The 17,715-nt window shown below is 62.1% G+C and carries 17 protein-coding genes, 1 tRNA gene and 3 pseudogenes; 6 read left to right on the top strand and 15 right to left on the bottom strand.

Annotation, left to right across the window (positions count from 1 at the left end):
- Positions 1-29: 29 nt before the first annotated feature.
- Positions 30-1,514, bottom strand: coding sequence for a catalase KatA (gene katA, locus AC5J09_RS15965; protein WP_494297989.1), 1,485 nt, complete (start codon positions 1,512-1,514; stop codon positions 30-32).
- Positions 1,515-1,688: 174 nt separating this feature from the next.
- Between katA and oxyR the strand changes: the two genes are divergently transcribed.
- Positions 1,689-2,642: a hydrogen peroxide-inducible genes activator OxyR gene (gene oxyR / locus AC5J09_RS15960; protein ID WP_494297988.1), complete on the top strand. Its 954-nt coding sequence runs from the start codon at positions 1,689-1,691 to the stop codon at positions 2,640-2,642.
- Here oxyR and AC5J09_RS15955 read toward each other — a convergent pair whose 3' ends face one another.
- The 4 genes from AC5J09_RS15955 to AC5J09_RS15940 all read right to left on the bottom strand — a co-directional run bounded on the left by AC5J09_RS15955 (position 2,643) and on the right by AC5J09_RS15940 (position 6,782).
- Positions 2,643-3,518 carry a dienelactone hydrolase family protein gene (locus AC5J09_RS15955; protein WP_494297987.1) on the bottom strand — a complete coding sequence of 292 codons (876 nt, stop codon included), beginning with the start codon at positions 3,516-3,518 and terminating at the stop codon, positions 2,643-2,645.
- 114 nt (positions 3,519-3,632) lie between these two features.
- Positions 3,633-4,049, bottom strand: coding sequence for an MAPEG family protein (locus AC5J09_RS15950; protein WP_494297986.1), 417 nt, complete (start codon positions 4,047-4,049; stop codon positions 3,633-3,635).
- Between the two features lie 59 nt (positions 4,050-4,108).
- Positions 4,109-5,611: an IMP dehydrogenase gene (guaB, locus tag AC5J09_RS15945; RefSeq protein WP_018094312.1), complete on the bottom strand. Its 1,503-nt coding sequence runs from the start codon at positions 5,609-5,611 to the stop codon at positions 4,109-4,111.
- Between the two features lie 190 nt (positions 5,612-5,801).
- Complete coding sequence (locus tag AC5J09_RS15940; protein WP_379938727.1) at positions 5,802-6,782, bottom strand: MBL fold metallo-hydrolase; 981 nt, start codon at positions 6,780-6,782, stop codon at positions 5,802-5,804.
- Positions 6,783-7,035: 253 nt separating this feature from the next.
- On the opposite strand from AC5J09_RS15940, the gene AC5J09_RS15935 reads away from it, so the two are divergent.
- Positions 7,036-8,448 carry a DHA2 family efflux MFS transporter permease subunit gene (locus tag AC5J09_RS15935; RefSeq protein WP_100669373.1) on the top strand — a complete coding sequence of 471 codons (1,413 nt, stop codon included), beginning with the start codon at positions 7,036-7,038 and terminating at the stop codon, positions 8,446-8,448.
- Between the two features lie 80 nt (positions 8,449-8,528).
- Here AC5J09_RS15935 and AC5J09_RS15930 read toward each other — a convergent pair whose 3' ends face one another.
- The 3 genes from AC5J09_RS15930 to AC5J09_RS15920 are packed head-to-tail and all read right to left on the bottom strand — an operon-like array spanning position 8,529 to position 11,255.
- On the bottom strand, positions 8,529-8,912 hold the full coding sequence (locus AC5J09_RS15930) for a VOC family protein (protein WP_494297985.1): 384 nt from the start codon (positions 8,910-8,912) through the stop codon (positions 8,529-8,531).
- Between the two features lie 4 nt (positions 8,913-8,916).
- Positions 8,917-9,654, bottom strand: coding sequence for an RlmE family RNA methyltransferase (locus tag AC5J09_RS15925; RefSeq protein ID WP_324762982.1), 738 nt, complete (start codon positions 9,652-9,654; stop codon positions 8,917-8,919).
- Positions 9,651-11,255, bottom strand: a complete 1,605-nt coding sequence (locus tag AC5J09_RS15920) for a Ppx/GppA phosphatase family protein (RefSeq protein WP_494297984.1) — start codon at positions 11,253-11,255, stop codon at positions 9,651-9,653. The genes AC5J09_RS15925 and AC5J09_RS15920 overlap by 4 nt, the downstream gene beginning before the upstream one ends.
- Positions 11,256-11,572: 317 nt before the next feature.
- Here AC5J09_RS15920 and AC5J09_RS15915 point away from each other — a divergent pair.
- Positions 11,573-11,646 (top strand) — tRNA-Gln (locus AC5J09_RS15915).
- A 157-nt stretch (positions 11,647-11,803) separates the two neighbouring features.
- Positions 11,804-12,145: a DUF6538 domain-containing protein gene (locus AC5J09_RS15910; protein ID WP_494298913.1), complete on the top strand. Its 342-nt coding sequence runs from the start codon at positions 11,804-11,806 to the stop codon at positions 12,143-12,145.
- On the opposite strand, the pseudogene AC5J09_RS15905 reads toward AC5J09_RS15910, so the two are convergent.
- A pseudogene (locus AC5J09_RS15905) lies at positions 12,055-12,404 on the bottom strand (SDR family NAD(P)-dependent oxidoreductase); the annotation flags it as partial. The gene AC5J09_RS15910 and the pseudogene AC5J09_RS15905 overlap by 91 nt on opposite strands.
- Between AC5J09_RS15905 and AC5J09_RS15900 the strand changes: the two are divergent.
- Positions 12,400-12,697, top strand: a pseudogene (locus tag AC5J09_RS15900) (LysR substrate-binding domain-containing protein); the annotation flags it as partial. The pseudogenes AC5J09_RS15905 and AC5J09_RS15900 sit on opposite strands and share 5 nt — an antisense overlap.
- 41 nt (positions 12,698-12,738) lie before the next feature.
- On the opposite strand, the gene AC5J09_RS15895 reads toward AC5J09_RS15900, so the two are convergent.
- The 6 genes and pseudogenes from AC5J09_RS15895 to AC5J09_RS15870 all read right to left on the bottom strand — a co-directional run bounded on the left by AC5J09_RS15895 (position 12,739) and on the right by AC5J09_RS15870 (position 16,562).
- Positions 12,739-13,035, bottom strand: coding sequence for a chorismate mutase (locus tag AC5J09_RS15895; protein WP_437408276.1), 297 nt, complete (start codon positions 13,033-13,035; stop codon positions 12,739-12,741).
- 139 nt (positions 13,036-13,174) lie between these two features.
- On the bottom strand, positions 13,175-13,762 hold the full coding sequence (locus AC5J09_RS15890; RefSeq protein ID WP_494297983.1) for a DUF308 domain-containing protein: 588 nt from the start codon (positions 13,760-13,762) through the stop codon (positions 13,175-13,177).
- 265 nt (positions 13,763-14,027) lie between these two features.
- A pseudogene (locus AC5J09_RS15885) lies at positions 14,028-14,285 on the bottom strand (cytochrome b/b6 domain-containing protein); the annotation flags it as partial.
- Between the two features lie 108 nt (positions 14,286-14,393).
- Entirely contained in the window at positions 14,394-15,020 is a 627-nt protein-coding gene (locus AC5J09_RS15880) for a hypothetical protein (RefSeq protein WP_494297982.1), read from the bottom strand.
- A gap of 68 nt (positions 15,021-15,088) precedes the next feature.
- Positions 15,089-15,679, bottom strand: coding sequence for a TetR/AcrR family transcriptional regulator (locus AC5J09_RS15875; RefSeq protein ID WP_100669451.1), 591 nt, complete (start codon positions 15,677-15,679; stop codon positions 15,089-15,091).
- Positions 15,680-15,734: 55 nt separating this feature from the next.
- A complete protein-coding gene (locus AC5J09_RS15870) occupies positions 15,735-16,562 on the bottom strand; it encodes an oxidoreductase (protein ID WP_324762978.1) in 828 nt (275 codons plus the stop codon).
- A gap of 93 nt (positions 16,563-16,655) precedes the next feature.
- Here AC5J09_RS15870 and AC5J09_RS15865 point away from each other — a divergent pair, with 93 nt between their 5' ends.
- Positions 16,656-17,567: an AraC family transcriptional regulator gene (locus AC5J09_RS15865; protein ID WP_324762977.1), complete on the top strand. Its 912-nt coding sequence runs from the start codon at positions 16,656-16,658 to the stop codon at positions 17,565-17,567.
- Positions 17,568-17,715: the final 148 nt, after the last annotated feature.

The following is a 17,715-nucleotide window of genomic DNA, read 5'->3' as shown; positions in this document are numbered from 1 at the left end:
CCTTCGCGCTTGCCGGAACGGGCGCCGGACTACTCGGCCGCCGTGCTGATCGTGTCCGCCTCGTAACCGTGGGCGGTCCTCAGCGCCTGGCGGACGCCCGCCTCGTATTCCGGGTGGACGCGGGCGAAATGAACGAGCTGCCGCTCGACGATCTCGCCCGGGACGCCGCCCATGGCGGCCGCGATGTTGGAGAAGAGGCGCGACTTCTGCCCCTCGTCGAAGAGGTCGAACAGCGCCCGCACCTGAATGTAGTCGTCATTGCCGACGCGGTGGTCGTAGCGGGACATGTCGCCGTCTATTCTGAGCGGCGGTTCCTTGGCCAGCGGCTGTTCGGCCGGTCCATTGAAGGAGTTCGGCTCGTAATAGGCGTCCGGATTGCCGGTGCGGATGCCGCCATAGGTGTTCATCTGACCGTCGCGATGGTAGTGGTGAACCGGGCAGCGCGGCTGGTTGACCGGGATGTGCTCGTAATGCGTGCCGAGGCGGTAGCGGTGGGCATCCGCGTAGGAGAATATGCGGGCCTGCAGCACCTTGTCCGGCGAGAAGCCGATGCCGGGAACGATATTGGAGGGCGAGAAGGCTGCGTTCTCGATCTCGGCAAAATAGTTTTCCGGGTTGCGGTTGAGCTCCAGCACGCCGATCTCGATCGGCGGGTAGTCGGCGTGCGGCCAGACCTTGGTCAGGTCGAACGGGTTGTAGGGCGTCTTCTCCACGTCGAGCTCCGGCATGATCTGCACCTGAACCGTCCAGCGCGGGAAAGCCCCGTTCTCGATCGCGTAGAACAGTGCCTCCTGATAGCCCTCGCGGGTCTTGCCGATGACCGTTTCGCCTTCCTGGTTCGTGAAGAACTTGTGGCCCTGCTGCGTCTTGAAGTGGAACTTGACCCAGTAGCGTTCGCCCGCGTCGTTCCAGAAGGAATAGGTGTGCGAGCCGTAGCCGTTCATATGCATCGGCGTCTGCGGGAGGCCGCGGTCGGACATCAGGATCGTCACCTGATGCAGGCTTTCCGGCGACAGGGACCAGTAGTCCCACATGGCAGTGGCGGAACGCAGATTGGTCTTCGGATGCCGCTTCTGCGTGTGGATGAAGTCGGGGAACTTGTAGGGATCGCGAATGAAGAAGACCGGCGTATTGTTGCCGACGAGGTCCCAGTTGCCTTCCCCGGTGTAGAATTTAAGCGCGAAACCGCGGACGTCGCGCTCGTGGTCGGCGGCGCCCTGTTCGCCGGCGACGGTCGAGAAGCGGGCCAGCATCGGCGTTTCGGCGCCGGGCTGGAGACATTTCGCTCTGGTGTATTGCGAGATGTCACCGGTGATTTTCAGCGTGCCGAAAGCACCCCAGCCCTTGGCATGGACGACGCGTTCCGGAATGCGCTCGCGGTTCTGGTGCGCCAGCTTCTCGATGAGCTGATAGTCCTGCAGCATGATGCCGCCGCGCGGCCCTGCCGTCAGCGAATTCTGGTTGTCCGGCACCGGCGCCCCGGCGGTGGTGGTGATCGTCGGACGATCTGTCATCGCATCCCTCCTGTTTCGACGTTTCGGCTTCCGATGCTCGCTGAAGAGCGTGACGGCTGACGACAGCAGCCACGATCGGCATAGCGCATGGAATGCCTTGGCACTGGTTTCTCCCATCCCGGGACGATAATCTCCAATTGTATTTCCTGCTGATTACGATAAGATTTTCCTATCATGTTGACACTCAGGCAGATGCGTTACTTCGATGCCCTCGCGGCCACTCGCCACTTCGGCAAGGCGGCCGAACTCACCCATGTCAGCCAGCCGGCGCTCTCTGCTCAAATCATGGAGATGGAAGAACATCTGGGTGTGAAGCTGGTGGAACGGAGCCGCGCCGGCGTTTTCCTGACCGTCAAGGGCGAGGAAGTGCTGGCCCAGGTGCGTTCCATCCTCGCGGATGTCGGCAGATTGGAGGAGAGCGCCCGGACAAACACGGGCACTCTCGAGGGGCGGGTCCGCCTCGGGGTTATCCCGACGCTCGCGCCCTATCTCGTACCGAGGCTCATTCCCTACCTGCGCGAACGGTATCCGGCGATCGAGATAGAGCTGAAGGAGTCGCTTACCGACCGGCTCATCGCCGATCTCGGCGACGGCCGGCTGGATGCGGTCGTGGCGGCGCTGCCGGTCGACGCGGACGGCATCGTTACCCGGCCGCTGTTTTCCGACCGCTTCTATATGGCCGTGGCGGAGAACGACCGGCATGTGCTCATGTCGCCGATGACGGAAGAGCAGGTGGATATATCGCAGCTGCTGTTGCTCGAAGAAGGCCATTGCCTGCGTGATCAGGCGCTGGCCGTCTGCAATACGGCCGGCAAACGGCAACTCCTGAGTTTCGGCGCCACGTCGATGGCAACGCTTTTGCAGATGGTTGCAAACGGCATGGGAATGACACTCATCCCCGAGATCGCGATACCGAGCGAAGCCGCACGCAACGCGATCCGGATCGTGCCCTTCGCCGCCCCGGAGCCCTCTCGCGAGATCGGGCTCATCTGGCGGCGCAGCAACCCGCGGCCGCGCGACATGGACGCGCTTGCAGACGCCATATCGGCCTGCGCCCGGGAGATCTCGCGGGACGCTGCCGCGGCCGGACGGGGCGCGGCGAAAGCTGCGCCTCGTCCAGCCGCATGATCAAGCCAGCTTCGTCTTCAGGAATTCGACGGTCCGCTGCCAGGCGAGGTCGGCCGCCTCCTTGTTGTACCGCGCCGCCGAGGTGTCGTTGTTGAAGGCGTGGTTCACACCTTCATAGACGTGGATCGTCACGTCCTTGCCGTTTTCCGTCAGCGCTTTGCGGTAGGCCTCTATGCCGGCATTGATGCGCTCGTCGAGCCCGGCATAATGCAGCAGCAGCGCCGCCTTGATCTTCGGCACGTCCTCGGCCTTCGCCTGGGCGCCGTAATAGGCCACGCCGGCCTTGAGATCGGGTGCGTTCACGGCAAGCCTGTTAACGAGACCGCCGCCCCAGCAAAAGCCGATCGCGCCGACATTGCCGGTGCTTTCCGCATGGCCTTTCAGAAAGCTCACGGTGGCGACGGCATTCTCATTCGTCTCGGTTGCGTCGATTGCGCTGATCATCTCCCGCGCCTTGTCCTCGTCGGCCGGTGTCCCACCGTCGGGCGACAGGAAATCGGGCGCAAGCGCCACGAAACCTTCGAGCGCCATGCGGCGCGCAACGTCTCTTATGTGTGGGTTCAGGCCACGATTCTCGTGAATGACGATAACGGCGGGAAGCTTGCCGGACGCATCGGCGGGTCTGACGAGATATCCCTTCATTTCGCCGTCGGCGCCGGGATAGGTGATGTCCTCTCCCTTGATGCGCTCGTCCGTCTCGGCAATCACTTCGGCTTTGGCACTATCGGCAGCCAGCATCGGCGCGATTGCGGCGGCAGCCGCAGCCGTACCCGCGAGCGCCGTCAATCTCTCCATGAAACGGCGGCGATCCAAAGTGAGATGCGTATATTCGTCATAGGCATCGATCATCGCCTGGGTGATGACAGGCTTGTTCATGACGCTCTCCCTGGGGCTATGGCAGATCAAATGTCGCTGTAGCAGGCGGCAGCAGACCACCCGGCGACAGGATAGGTCAGCGGCACGGTCACGGACTTACAAAACTGCGTTACCTCAGCTCATCGCCATCCAGACGGAAAGCCATGTCCACATCGCGAAGAGCACGATGAAACCTGCCATGAACAGCGGCTGGCGAAAGCGAAGCCGATTGCTGGTGACGTGGATGAAGGCGTGAGCATAACGGAGCGCCACGAAAAGCCAGGCGAGACCAAGCGAGAGGAGATTGTCCGCCTCGGTGACGTAGAGCAGCACGCAGCAGAGATGGAAGAGAACCGGCAGCTCGAACTGGTTCGCTATGCTGTTTCGCACGATAAGGCTATCGCCCGGCTCGCCGCGGTTTTCCCGGAACAGGGAAGCGTCGATCTCGCCCGACCTGATGAGCGATGCCCGACGCGTGGAGAGGAGCGCATAAAGCGCAAAGACAAGCGCGACATGGGCCACCATCGGCCAGAATATTTCGAAGCCTGTCATCGATGCTCTCAGCGTCAGCAATGGACAGGGCGGACGCCGGACGGCGCCCGCCGATGATATCAGGCGCCGCCCGGATAGTTCGGGCTCTCGCGGGTGATCGTCACGTCATGGGCATGGCTCTCGCGGAGGCCGGCGCCGGAGATGCGAACGAAGGTGGCGCGCTCCTGGTAATCCTTGATCGTGGCCCCGCCGACATAGCCCATGGAGGCGCGGAGGCCGCCGGCGAGCTGGTGCAGGACGCCGGAGACCGGCCCCTTGTAAGGCACCTGCCCCTCGATGCCTTCCGGCACGAGCTTCAGCGTGTCGCGGACTTCCGCCTGGAAATAGCGGTCGGCCGAGCCGCGCGCCATGGCGCCGACGGACCCCATACCGCGATAGGCCTTGAAGGACCGGCCCTGGTACAGGAAGACCTCGCCAGGGCTCTCCTCGGTTCCGGCGAGCAGCGAGCCGATCATCACGGCCGAAGCGCCGGCGGCGATCGCCTTGGCGACATCGCCCGAATATTTGATGCCGCCGTCGGCGATGATCGGGATGTCCGCGGCCTGTGCGGCCTCGACGGCCGCCATGATCGCGGCGAGCTGGGGCACGCCGACCCCGGCGACGATGCGCGTCGTGCAGATCGAGCCGGGGCCGATGCCGACCTTGACCGCATCCGCGCCGGCGTCGATCAGCGCCTTGGTACCGTCTCCCGTTGCGACGTTGCCCGCCATGATGCGCACCGAGTTGGAAAGCTTCTTCACCCGCGCCACCGCATCGAGAACGCGCTGCGAATGGCCGTGGGCGGTGTCGACGACGATCAGGTCGACGCCGGCATCGATCAGCCGCTCGGCGCGCTCGAAACCGTCGTCGCCGACGCTGACGGCGGCGGCGGCGCGAAGCCGGCCCTGCGCATCCTTGGCGGCGTTCGGGTTGAGCTGGGACTTTTCGATGTCCTTGACCGTGATCAGGCCGACGCAGCGTCCTTCGGGATCGACCACGAGGAGCTTCTCGATCCGGTGCTTGTGCAGAAGGCGCTTTGCCTCCTGCTGATCGACGCTTTCCTTGACCGTGATAAGGTTCTCCCGCGTCATCAATTCGTAGATCTTCTGGGAAGGATCGGACGCGAAGCGGACGTCGCGGTTGGTAAGGATGCCGACGAGGCGCCCCTGCTTCTGCCCGCCGAGACCGCCGTTCTCCACGACGGGAATGCCGGAAATGCCGTGCGCCTTCATCAGTCCCAGAGCATCCGCAAGCGTCGCATCCGGGCCGATCGTCACCGGATTGACGACCATGCCGCTTTCGAACTTCTTGACCTGCCGGACTTCTTCCGCCTGTTCGGCGGGCGTCAGGTTGCGGTGGATGACGCCGATGCCGCCGGCTTGAGCCATGGCGATCGCGAGCCGCGCCTCGGTGACGGTATCCATGGCCGCCGAGAGGATCGGAAGATTGAGTTCGATGTCCTGTGCGATGCGGGTGGCGATATTCGTCTGACCCGGCATCACCTCGGAATGTCCTGGCTGGAGCAGAACGTCGTCGAAGGTCAAAGCCTCCAGACCGGTTGCCGTTTCGATGATGCGCGCCATGGCCAGTTCCTCTTCAAATAAACGAAAAATCCCCGGGGACGCTCAGCGACTTGTCCACCGGGTGACTTCAAGGCTTTTCTTGGAAGTTGGCGAGGGCTGGTAACACGGATATGCCGGAATGAAAATAGCCAAGGGGCCCAAATCTTATGGGCCCCGGCGAATTGTTGTCGCATTGCAGCAAGCCGTCTCTTCATATGTCGAACTGATAGCTCGCCGGTACGAAGCGATAGCCCTGATCCTGGCTCTCGACGAAGCCGACGGACGGAAACGGCATATGATAGCCGATGAAGGGCAGCCGGTCGGTCGCGATCATGTCGAAGACCTTTTTTCTGCTCGCGCTGGCAGCCGCCTTGTCCATGTCGAAGCGAACCTCCCAATCCGGCCGCTGCAGCGACAGGACATAGTGGTTGGCCGTGTCTGCGGTCAGGATCATGGCCTTGCCGTCGGATTCGAGCCGATAGATCATATGCCCCGGAGAATGACCGAACGCAGCCATCGCAGAGATGCCGGGGACGACCTCCCCGCCATCCGCGACAAAGGTGATCTTTTCCGCCAGCGGCACGACCTTCGCCAGCACCGCCTTGTGCCCGTTTTCGGCGGGCGTGCCGACGCGGGCGCCGTCCTTCCAGAAATCGTACTCGACCTGCCCGGTCACATAGCGCGCATTGGCAAAAGCGGGCTTTCCACCCTCCGTCAGGCCGCCGATGTGGTCGCCGTGCATGTGGGTGATGACGACGACCGTCACCTGTTCCGGAGCATAACCGGCAGCTTTCAGCCCTTCCGCAAGCTTGCCCGTGCCCGCCTCGCGACCTCCCTCGCCAAGCCCGGTGTCGAAGAGAACGACCTCGGATCCGGTATCGACCAGAACCGGGGAAAAGCCGTTGACGAAGCCGCTGGTCGGCAGGAAATTCTGTTCCAGAAGTTTGGAGACCGACTCCGCAGGCTGATTGGTACCGAAGATCTCGTGCGGCTTGTCCGCGGCGCGCGTCCCGTCGCTGATCACCGTCACCTTGAAACTTCCGAGTTTCAAAGTCCTGAAGTCCGCACTCATCGCCGCGCCGCCCTTTTCCGTCGTTTCCTGAGCACCGGCAATGCCTGCCAGCAGACTTGGTGCAGCCAATGCGCCCGCGCCTGCTGCGAACAGCGTCCGCCGCTTCAATTGAAAAGCCATCGTCATTCCCTCCTGTTGACCGGCGCTGCCCGCGCGCCGGTGATCACAGGCGAAAAGTAGTGCCTTGACAGAAATGGACAGGACGGATCACACGCATGTGATCTTCAATCTCCGGTTTCGCCCCGACAAAGCCATCGGAACCGCTTACCGGCGACCAGCGCGCTCGAGTTTCTGATGATTTTGTCCTCAAATCGATTTCGAATTAAGAACCAATGGGGCTAACGCCCGCAGTGACAGCCCCAAGGCGCCTTTCATGAACCGCATCGTCCCGTTGATCCTCGCCGTCGCTCTCTTCATGGAGCAGATGGATTCAACCGTCATTTCGACATCGCTGCCGGCAATCGCGCGCGATATGGGCGTCGGGCCGATCACGCTGAAGCTCGCACTGACCTCCTATATGGTGGCGCTGGCGATCTTCATTCCCCTGAGCGGCTGGATGGCGGACCGGTTCGGCGCCAAGCGCATCTTCCGCGCAGCGATCCTCGTCTTCATCGCGGGCTCCCTCTTCTGTGCGGTGGCGGATAGCCTCTTCGCCTTCGTCCTTGCGCGCTTCCTGCAGGGCATGGGCGGCGCCATGATGACGCCGGTCGCGCGGCTCGTCCTCGTGCGCAGTGCGCCGCGCAGCGAGCTTGTCTCGGCAATGGCTTTGCTGACGATACCCGCACTGGTGGGACCGCTTGCGGGCCCGCCGCTCGGCGGCTTCATCACGACCTATTTCTCCTGGCACTGGATCTTCCTGATCAACGTGCCGGTTGGAATTGTCGGCTATTTTCTTTCGGGCATCTACCTGCCCGAGATGGAGCGGCGAAATCCGCCCCCGGTGGATATCATCGGTTTCCTGCTCGGAGGCATTGCCGCCGCGGGCGTGGTCTTCGGGCTTTCGGTCATCAGCCTGCCGGCCCTGCCGCCGGCGATCGGTATCGCTTCCGTGTCGGCCGGCGTCGCCGCCTCGCTCCTCTACATCTTCCATGCGCGCCGGCATCCGGCGCCCGTGCTCGATCTCAAGCTCTTCCGCGACGGTGCCTTCCGCGCCGCGTCGATCGGCGGCACGATCTTCCGCATCTCCGTCGGCGCAGTGCCTTTCCTGATGCCGCTGATGCTCCAGGTCGGCTTTGGTCTCAGCCCGTTCCAATCGGGCCTCATCACCTTCGTCGGCGCCGTCGGCGCCATCACCACGAAGTTCCTCGCGCGCCGCGTGTTCGCTTTCGCCGGCTTCCGCACGACGCTGCTCATCGCCGCCGTGATTGCGGCCGTCACGACTTTCGCGAACGGCTTCTTCACGCCGGCGACGCCCTATCTCCTGTTGATCTCCGTCCTGCTGATCGCCGGCTTCGCCCGCTCCTTCTTCTTCACCGGCGTCAACGCACTCTCTTTCGCCGACATCGACGATGCCGACGCCAGCAAGGCGACATCGATGAGCGCCGTGCTGCAGCAGATCAGTCTCGCATTGGGGGTCGCAGTCGCAGGCGCCATTCTCGAATTCCAGACGGCGCTCAGCGGCAGGCCGCTTGAGCTGGAAGACTTCCACGTCGCCTTCATGATCATTGCCATCGCCAATCTTCTGGCGGCAATTCCCTTCGTCGCAATGGCGAAGAATGCCGGCGCCTCCGTTTCGGGCCATCGGCTGGCCGTGCGGGAAGTGGAAACGACGGCTGCCGGCAAATGATCTGCTGCAGCCTCCGATCGGGCAGCGCTGTCAGCGAGGAAAGCTCCGCCCTTTGCCCTCTCAAGCAAGCCTCGTAACGCCTATTCCGCCCGCTCGCAGACCGCCGAAAGCTTGTTGCCGTCCGGGTCACGGACGTAAGCCGCGTAAAAATTTGCATGGAAGGGGCGCAGCCCCGGCGCGCCTTCATCGGTGCCGCCACCGGCGAGCGCCGCGGCATGGAAGGCGTCCACCGCCGCGCGGCTTTGCGCCTCGAGTGCCACCATCGAGCCGTTGCCGATGGTCGCGGCCTTGCGATTGAACGGGGTCACCACCCAAAGCCGGCAGCGGAAGTCACCCTCCGCGCCGTAACCAATCTCCACCTCATCCTCCTTGCGACGCTTGAGGCCGAGGGGCGCAAGCGCCGTGTCGTAGAAAGCGCCCGCCCTTTCGAGGTCGTTGGAGCCGAGGGTCACATATAGCAGCATGGCACTATTCCTCCGCAGCACCCTCTGCCGGCTCGTCGGTCTTAAGCCCATGGCGGCCCTTGAAACCCTTGGCGAGCAGAAACATCTCGACCGATTCGGCACGGGAGGACGCCGGCTTCACGTGGACGACCTGGCGGAAGTTCTGCTTCAGCATGTTCAGGAGGTCGCGCTCGGTGCCGCCCTGGAAGGTCTTCGCCAGAAAATGTCCGCCCTCCGCGAGTACCTCGACGGCGAAATGCGCCGCCACCTCGCAGAGATGCATGGTTCTGATATGGTCGGTCTGGCGATGGCCCGTGGTCGGCGCCGCCATATCGGACAGGACGAGGTCCGGAGCTCCGCCGATCGCCTGCTTCAGCTTTTCCGGCGCCTCGGGATCCAGGAAATCCATCTGCAGGAAGCGGACGCCCGGGATCGGATCCATTTCGAGGAAATCGATCGCCGCAACCCGCGGATCGGCATCGGTCGAGTTCGTCACCTTGGCGGCGATCTGAGACCAGCTTCCGGGTGCCGCGCCCAGATCTATGATGCGCTTGGCGCCAGCAAGAATCTTGTGCTTCTCGTCGATCTCCAGGAGCTTGAACGCCGCTCTTGCGCGGTATCCTTCGAGCTGCGCCCGCTGAACATAGGGGTCGTTGATGTGGCGCTCGATCCAGCGGCGCGAAGACGCCTTCAGCTTGCCCTTCTTGACCTTCTGTCCGAGCTTGCGGCCGCTGCGATTGCCGCCGATCGGGGATTTCGTCATGCGTCGGTTCCTTCGTGGCGCTTTACCCGTTCCTCGCCCGCCTGCGGAGAACCGAAGCTGCGCTGATGACGGCGCGGACGCCCCCGGCGCCAGGCCCCGTCATCCGCCATCATATCGGTCAGCAGCCCTTCGCGAAGCCCGCGATCGGCGACGCGCATGCGGCTCGACGGCCAGCGGCGGCGGATCGCCTCGAGGATCGCGCAGCCGGCAAGCACCAGATCGGCCCGGTCCGGACCGATGCAAGGGTTGGCGGCACGTGCGGCGAAATCCCAGGAGAGGAGGCGCGCCTGCATGGCCGAGACCTCGTCATCGGAAAGCCAGAGGCCGTCCACGCGGCGGCGGTCGTAGCGCGGCAGGTCGAGATGCACGCCGGCAAGCGTCGTCACGGTTCCCGACGTTCCGATCAGGTGGAAGCCGCCGCCATAGGAGCCGCTTGCCAGCGCGTCGACGGAGGGGCTCTCGAAGCCGGCAAGCATGGCCTCGACCTCGCGCACCATCACCTCGAAACTCTGGGGCGTCACATGCTCGCCGCCGTGGCGCTCGGAAAGGGTGACGACGCCCACGGGCAGCGAAGTCCAGTGGGTAATGTGATTGGCAAGCCGGCTCGAGCGATTTTCGCCTATCCGGATGACCGCAATTTCCGACGAGCCGCCGCCGATATCGAAGAGCACGACCGACCGGGTTTCGCGGTCGACGAGCGACGAGCAGCCGGACACGGCAAGCCGTGCCTCCGTCTCGCGATCGATGATCTCGAGTTCGAGACCGGTTTCCTCGGCGACGCGGTTCATGAAGGCTTCGCCGTTGGCAGCCGCACGCGCAGCCTCGGTCGCGATCAGCCGGCGCCGGCGGATCGATCGGGCACCGAGCTTGGCGGCACAGACCTTGAGCGCTTCGACCGAGCGCTCCATCGCGTCCTCCGAAAGCCGCCCGCTGGCGCCGAGCCCCTCGCCCAACCGGACGATTCGAGAAAACGCATCGACCACACGGAACTGGCCCGGCCGGGTCGGCTGCGCGATGAGCAGCCGGCAATTGTTGGTGCCGAGATCGAGGGCCGCATAAAGCGGTGCCGGCGGCTCGCCCGGCGCGACGAATGGTGCACCGAGCCTCTCCGGTCGCGCCTGCTGCTGCGCGGCGGCTTCGCCGCTCCGCGGCCGCGGAGCATCGCCGGACCGCTCGCCCGGCCGGCCTCCCGGCCGCAGGTTTGTCGTCGGGTTGCTCGCGGAAGCAAGCGGCCGCCCCTGAAGGCCGCGCCGATGGCGCGCCTTCCTGTTGCGCTTTTGGGCGCCCCTCTTGTCGCTGAGGGCCGCATCCGACGCCGGCGCGCTTGCACCGGAGGCAGCGGACTGATCTTGCGGTCTTGCTGATTTCGAACGCCGGCGCCGTTTGCGCTTGCGCGACGGCTCCGCCTCGTTCAGTGCTGCGGGACGCCCTGCTTCTCCGGACGGACCGGATCCGCTGGCAATTGCAGACGGGGAACCGGACGGCTTGCGCCGCCGCCGCTTGCCCTTGCCGCCCCGCGACGCGCCCATGCGCCCCTCGCTGCGGCCTGCTGCCGACGCCCCGGATTCAGACGGCTTATCGCCGTGATCGGGGTCTTTCACTTGTCTCAACCATGGCGCCGCGCGAAGCCTGACGGCCGCTCAAGGCGCTCTCTCGATTTTGCGTTGGCGCGACTGTACCAGCGCCGCCTCCTTTCGCCAAACTTTTTTTGGGTCCATAGCGGAGCCGGCGAACCCGACCGCCCTTCCCCTTTCGGTTGCCGAAGACCGACCAAGGGCGAGACCCTTATCGAGGCTCAACCCAGAAGCGGAAGGACACAGCCCGGCCGCATTTTTTTGGCAAAAGGTATTTGCATTGGGCGTTCTTTTGTTTATAAGCCCGCCACACCGACGCGGCGCCAACACACCGCCAGCGGCCTTGGGGAATAGGTTAACGGTAGACCAGCGGACTCTGACTCCGTTAGTCCTGGTTCGAATCCAGGTTCCCCAGCCAATTCTCGCTAAATGCCCTTGACTCCTTGATTTCCAGTCGTGCCGGATCCCGTTTTGGCATCATTGGCGACCTGATGCCCAGAACTGTAGCCCACAGGTGATGCCCACGCGAAATATGCGCGGCGGCCGCGCCGGTGGCAGGCAAGGGCAAGGTACCCATGGCAGTCCGCCACGACGTCGAAAATCTCATTCGCCGCGGCAACATCTTTTACTGGCGAGCACGCGTCCCCATGTCGTTCGGGCGGTGCCGACCGGGCAGCCGGCTTTCACTGAGCCTTCACTGTTCCGACCATAAGAAGGCGCAGGCGATCGGTCGGAAGCTCAACATGCTGATGGCCGAGCTGAAGATGAAATCGAAGGAACCGATGTCCAAGGAGCAGCTCCAGAAACTCTGCGAACACGAGCGCGACGGAGCATTATCGGCATCGACCGCCTTTAGGATCACCGCGATTGCCTTGTCGGGATCGCCCGCCTGGTTGCCGTCGTTGCTTTCGCGATAGTGCCTGCGCGAGCTCGCTGCATATTCCGGCATTTCGTTGGCCACCATAGTGATCGAACGCCAAGGAAATCGGTACGAAACGGTCCGGGCTCGACGATCAACACGCGGACGCCGAAGGGCTTCAGTTCTCCGGCGAGGGCTTCGGAAATTCCTTCCACGGCAAACTTTGCGGCATTGTAATATCCGCCGCCGCCACTGCCCGCGATACCTGCGCCGGACGACATGTTGACGAATGTTCCACCGGAACGTCGCAGGACGGGGCAAGTCCCAGATATCGCTTGGCTCATCCAGAGTTTCCCCAACGCGAGACCCGTCCTTCGATCAAACAACCGCAACGTCCAGGGGCGCATGTGTAGGCAGGGCGTCGGGATCGCTGTTCTGCCCCGCGTGGTCGGCGATCAGATCGCAGGCATCCGCAGAATGGAACTGCCCAAGTCGCCGCCCGCGCGAAACATCTGGATGGGATATCATCGAGACCTACGACGTCTTCAGAGGCTTCGGGCCTTCATTTCCACCGTATCGGACCCATCTCGTGAATGTGACAGCAAGATGAGCGAGCCGGAGGCGATCAAGCCTGCCGAATCTCCAAGATGTCTACCTCTCGGCCGCAATCTCCTTGTGCCGTTCCACGACAGCACCCACGATCAGTTTCATCAGGCTTTCGACGAAGTGCTCCCTCAATCCGACATCATCGGCGATGTTCTTTAGTCGATCCATTTGCCGTCGCTCCCGCTCATCATCTGTCGCCGGCATCACCTGTGCCGCTTTTAACTGGCCGACTTGCTCGGTACAGCGAAAGCGTTCGGCCAGGATATGAAGGAGAGCTGAATCCAGGTTGTCGATGGTCTTTCGGTAGGACGCAAGTTGCTCTGCCGTATCATGTGTCGTCATTTGAGTTCTTCCAAAGTGCTCTGACAGGCACGACGTGGGGCTGAAGAAATGGGACATCGAAAAGTGTAATACTGCGCTCTCGATAACTCTGGCTTTCAGATGGTCGCCTTACGCTCATACACCACCGAGCTACGGCACCTCACAGTTCTGCTCTGCGCATACCGCAACGCGAGACCGAAACACTCAGCCATATCGCCGAAACCAGGAAGTAGAATGCCCCGACACCAGCGTAGCCCGTGACCGTGGAGATAGAAGGCTCCTGAGGCATTTGCGCTTGAAAGATAAAGAGCGCGCCCGCTAACGCCGATTGGCCACCGCTCAATATCATCGCCCACTGACCGCCGTTTGTTTTCCAACGACGAACTGCAGTCCCAAGCTGCAGCAGCCCCGAAAAGATGGCCCATAGGCCGAAGGCGCCGAGGACCCAGTTCATGTTCATCATCAGCGCCAGGATCACCGCAATCGTCATAATCGAGCTCGCTGTGACGTTGATCACCTGGCTGCGGTTCACCGCAAAGCCACCGCTCCTCGCCGCATCAACGACGTTAGCGGCTGCATCCCAAGCCGGATAGATGATCAGGAGGGCGGCAGCCACTGCAAATGACTGCTGTCCGGCGGTCAGTGCAGCCGCAACCCACAGCACCGAGAACGCCGCCCGGGTAAAGTAATACTGCTTGAGCCATTGGTCATTGCCGCGCGTGGCACTGGCTTTCTGTTCGTTCGACATTGGTTTCTATCCCTATCTTTGATTGATGAAATTGCTGGCGTGCGTTTTTCACAAGAAGCAGACATGCTCGCCCAATGGGGTGTACTCGTCCCACTCAAGTCGGCCGATCCGATCGCTTTCGCCGGAGAGTTTCGCGGATGCATCGTCTGGCATCGCACCATCATGCTGAGTATTGTGGGACGCAATCGTTGCCCCAGCACCCTGGCTGTTCTCCGAGCGTCCACGTTTTTCGAACGCCTCGTTGATCGCTCCTTGACGCTTTGCGACCCATCGGCCGTCCGGATCCGAGAGGATTGAATTCGTTTGGCTGATCTCGGCCTGTCAATATCGCAGGATCGCCATTCGCACCGTAGTGACCCCAGTAGAGTTCAGGGTGAGCGTTGAAGATCTGCAGCCCGCTCAAGAGAAGGAAACTTAGGCAGAGCACGTTCAGCCACTGCGTGAGCCGTGTCACAATCGAGTGCCGGCGGATGAAGACCGTCCGGGGAGAGCGGATATTGTCATTGGAAGCTTGTGCTCTCATCTCAACGTCTTTCGTCAGTGACATCTCACGGCTGCGGAGAAAGCAGCATCGACCTGTAGTCGCTGGCCGGAGCAGTGGGGCGGCGGCTCCGGCCAGCGACGGCGTGGCTTACATGGGCGGAACCACGCCATTCTTGCCGACAACCACCTGATGGGCGATGGGGCCGGCTGCAGCCTTTTCGGCAGTGATGAAGACGGCGGCGCCAGGCACAAGATCGTCCTTGGCCGCCGCAGCAATGGTCACGACAGGCGTGCCGTCCGGAATGGCGATCTTCTTTTCCTTGCCGTGATAGGTCACGGTAACGGTCCGGCCATCGACGCCTTTGACCGCATCCGCGACCGTCGCATTCGTCATGCTGCTGTCGGGCTTGAGATCCCAGCCGTAGCTGCCCTCGCCAAGGCCTTTCATCGCCGGAGGGAAGATCAGGACTTCGAGTGCGCCATCGCCACCGCCCGCCTTTGGCAAGGATGCGATACCGACAAAATCGCCCGGCTTGATGTCGGTCACCTTGGCTTCCGCGACACTCGCGACCTTCCAGTCGTCGGCAAACGCGACGTCAACAGTCTCACCCTCGCGGGTTTTCACCCTCAGTGTGGAGCCCGCATAGGTGACGATGCTGCCGCGCACGTGGATCGGCACGGCTTTCTTATCCTCGGCATGGGCGGGTGCCGCAAAGGCTGTCATGGAAAGGATGCCCGTCAGGCCGAGAGCTAGGGTACCGAAAAACGTCTTCATTTATTCTTCCTACTAGTTGGTAGTTTCGTTGGATGCGATTATGCCTGAGGAGCGTAGCGACCGCAGGATCAGTGAGAGACTGTGGGCGTAAGACGATGGAGAGCAGGTTCGAGTATCATCGAGAATACTTCCGGTTTCCCGTAGGCTCTGGCCGACAGCATCGCCCCATAAACCGTCGCCAGAAATGCTTCGGCTTCGACGTGAGGCTCGCTGGCGAGGGTGAGGGTCCCTTGCCTGGAGCCACGCTCCATCACTGTCGCCAGCCAAGTAGAGATGAAGCGGAAGAATGCCGTCACCTCCTTTGCGACCTCCGGCGGCAGAGACGGCAGCTCGCTGGCAAGCAGCGCACAGACGCAGTACGGCCTGCTAGCATCCTCAATGCATTTGGCCCAGTGATTTGCATAAACCTTGAGGATGTCGAATGCATCCGGAACGTTCCGCTCAAGGACTGCCACGGTTGCCTGGCCATCTTCGCGGTATCGCTTGACCAGCTCACGCACCAGATCGACCTTGCTGGGAAAATGGTGGTGAATACTAGCCTTACGAATCCCGACCACCTCTGAGATATCGGCGTAGCTGAAGCCATTGTAGCCGCCGCTCATGAGAAGATTTCGAGCGGAAGCCAGGATGTCGTCGGAGGTCGTAGAAAGATTGCTCATGCCGCCTATCTACCTTCTAGTAGGCAGACGGTCAAGAACAGAATATCGCCTCGCGTCAGCCGTCGGTCGAGACCGTCACATCCTTCCACGCCTCGACTTCCTGTTGCAGACGCTCAATCCGTGCCGTCACATGCCTCAGCGCATCGCTGCCAAGAAGAAGTTGCGGCGGGGGATTGTCGGACTCGATGAGGGTCAGAACCGCAGCGGCCAGCTTTTGCGGATTGCCGAGCTGCTTGCCGCTCACGGCCTGACGCGCCTCGCGGATCGGATCAAACAGGCTATCGTAATCCGCAATGGAACGTTCCGTGCGGATCATGGATCGACCTGCCCAGTCTGTTCGAAACGAGCCGGGGCAAAGCGTCGTTACGTGGACGCCGAACGGCGCCATTTCCGAGCGCATGACCTCCGAAATGCCCTGCAGTGCAAACTTGCTACCGCAGTAATAGGCGATGCCGGGCATGGTGATCATGCCGCCCATCGAGGTGACGTTGACGATAAAGCCGCTGCGGCGCTCCCGGAACCTCGGAAGAAACGCCTTGGCCACCGCGACGGCGCCGAACACATTCACGTCGAACTGGCGGCGCATCTCTTCGATGGGCGATTCCTCGAGTACACCCTCGTGCCCGTATCCCGCATTGTTGATCAGCACATCGACTGGACCGTGATCGTCCTCCGCTTGCTGAACCACGGCGGGGATGCGATCGAAATAGGTGACGTCGCAAAGGACCGGGTGAAGCGGCGGAAGGCTCTTTGCCAAAGCTTCGCGCGAAGCTTCAGAGCGGACGGTCCCGACAACCTTATGGCCAGCCTCGATTGCGGCAGTGGCAATTGCCAGTCCAAAGCCCGAGTTCGCCCCCGTGATAAAGAAGGTCTTTTGCGACATTTCTGAAACTCCTTGATTAACCGTTGATGTGACAGATAATCTGGAAATTTAGCGAATTCGATTGCGGATTATCTCAGATTCTTGCCAAATCCTATGAATGAAGAAAAACAGCTATCAGGACATGACCGGCTCATAGCACTCGCCGGGCAACTCGCACCCCGCCTCGGGTATAACAAAACAGCGCTCCATTGTGTGCGGATCCTGCGCACGGAGGCGGTGCTCAACGACATTCCCGTTCTTTATAAGCCAGGCGCTGTGTTCGTATTGCAGGGGAGCAAACATGGCATGCTAGGTGGGGAAATCTACCTCTACGACGAGGACCACTACCTTGCCGTCTCGGTGCCCGTTCCCTTCCGGATGACGTCTACGGCCAGTCCACAGCGGCCACTGCTGGCAATCTATCTGGAGTTCAACATGCAGATGGCGGCTGAGATCGCCATGCAGCTCGAAAAACTCGCCAATCCCGTAACCACCAGGCCGAGGGGGCTCTACTCCAGCAGAATGGATAGCAGTACAGAAGACGTCCTGCAGCGCTTGCTGATGGCACTCGGAAGCCCGGTCGAGGTCGCCGTACTTGGAGACTCCATCCTGCGTGAACTGCATTACCGGGTCATGTCGGGCCCGCAAGGTGGCGCAGTGATCGCGGCCCTGCAGCGGAAAGGGACGTCGGGAAAGCTGGTCGAGAGCGTGGCTTGGCTACGGGACAATTACGCAGGCGAAATTGCTGTCGCGGATCTCGCCAAAGCCGTGGGAATGAGCGTCCCTTCGTACCACGTTCATTTCAAAGACCTAACGGGCTCAAGTCCGATGCAATATGTCAAAGCTCTGCGGCTCCATGAGGCAAGGCTGATGATCGCCCGCCAGACAGGAACAATCGCGGAGGTGGCGGCTTCAGTTGGCTATGTCAGCCCGGCGCAATTCAGCCGCGACTTCAAACGGCATTTCGGGCGAACCGCATCGGAAGAGGTGAAGTGGGTCCAGCATCACCTAGGAGAACAGGTTTGACGGTCGCCTCTGAGGACTCCGCAGGCCGGCCGGTGGCGCAAGAGGCCACAGAGCTCCGCTTCATGTCAATGCTCAGGCGCTGATGCCGCCGTTGACGAGAATGCCCCAGGCAGCACCGGGGCCGGCGAGGAAGGCGACCGCCTCTGCG

This window comes from Sinorhizobium sp. (genome assembly GCF_059070375.1).
Note: the sequence above shows the minus strand (reverse complement) of the source record. Positions and strands in the feature narration are given on the sequence as shown.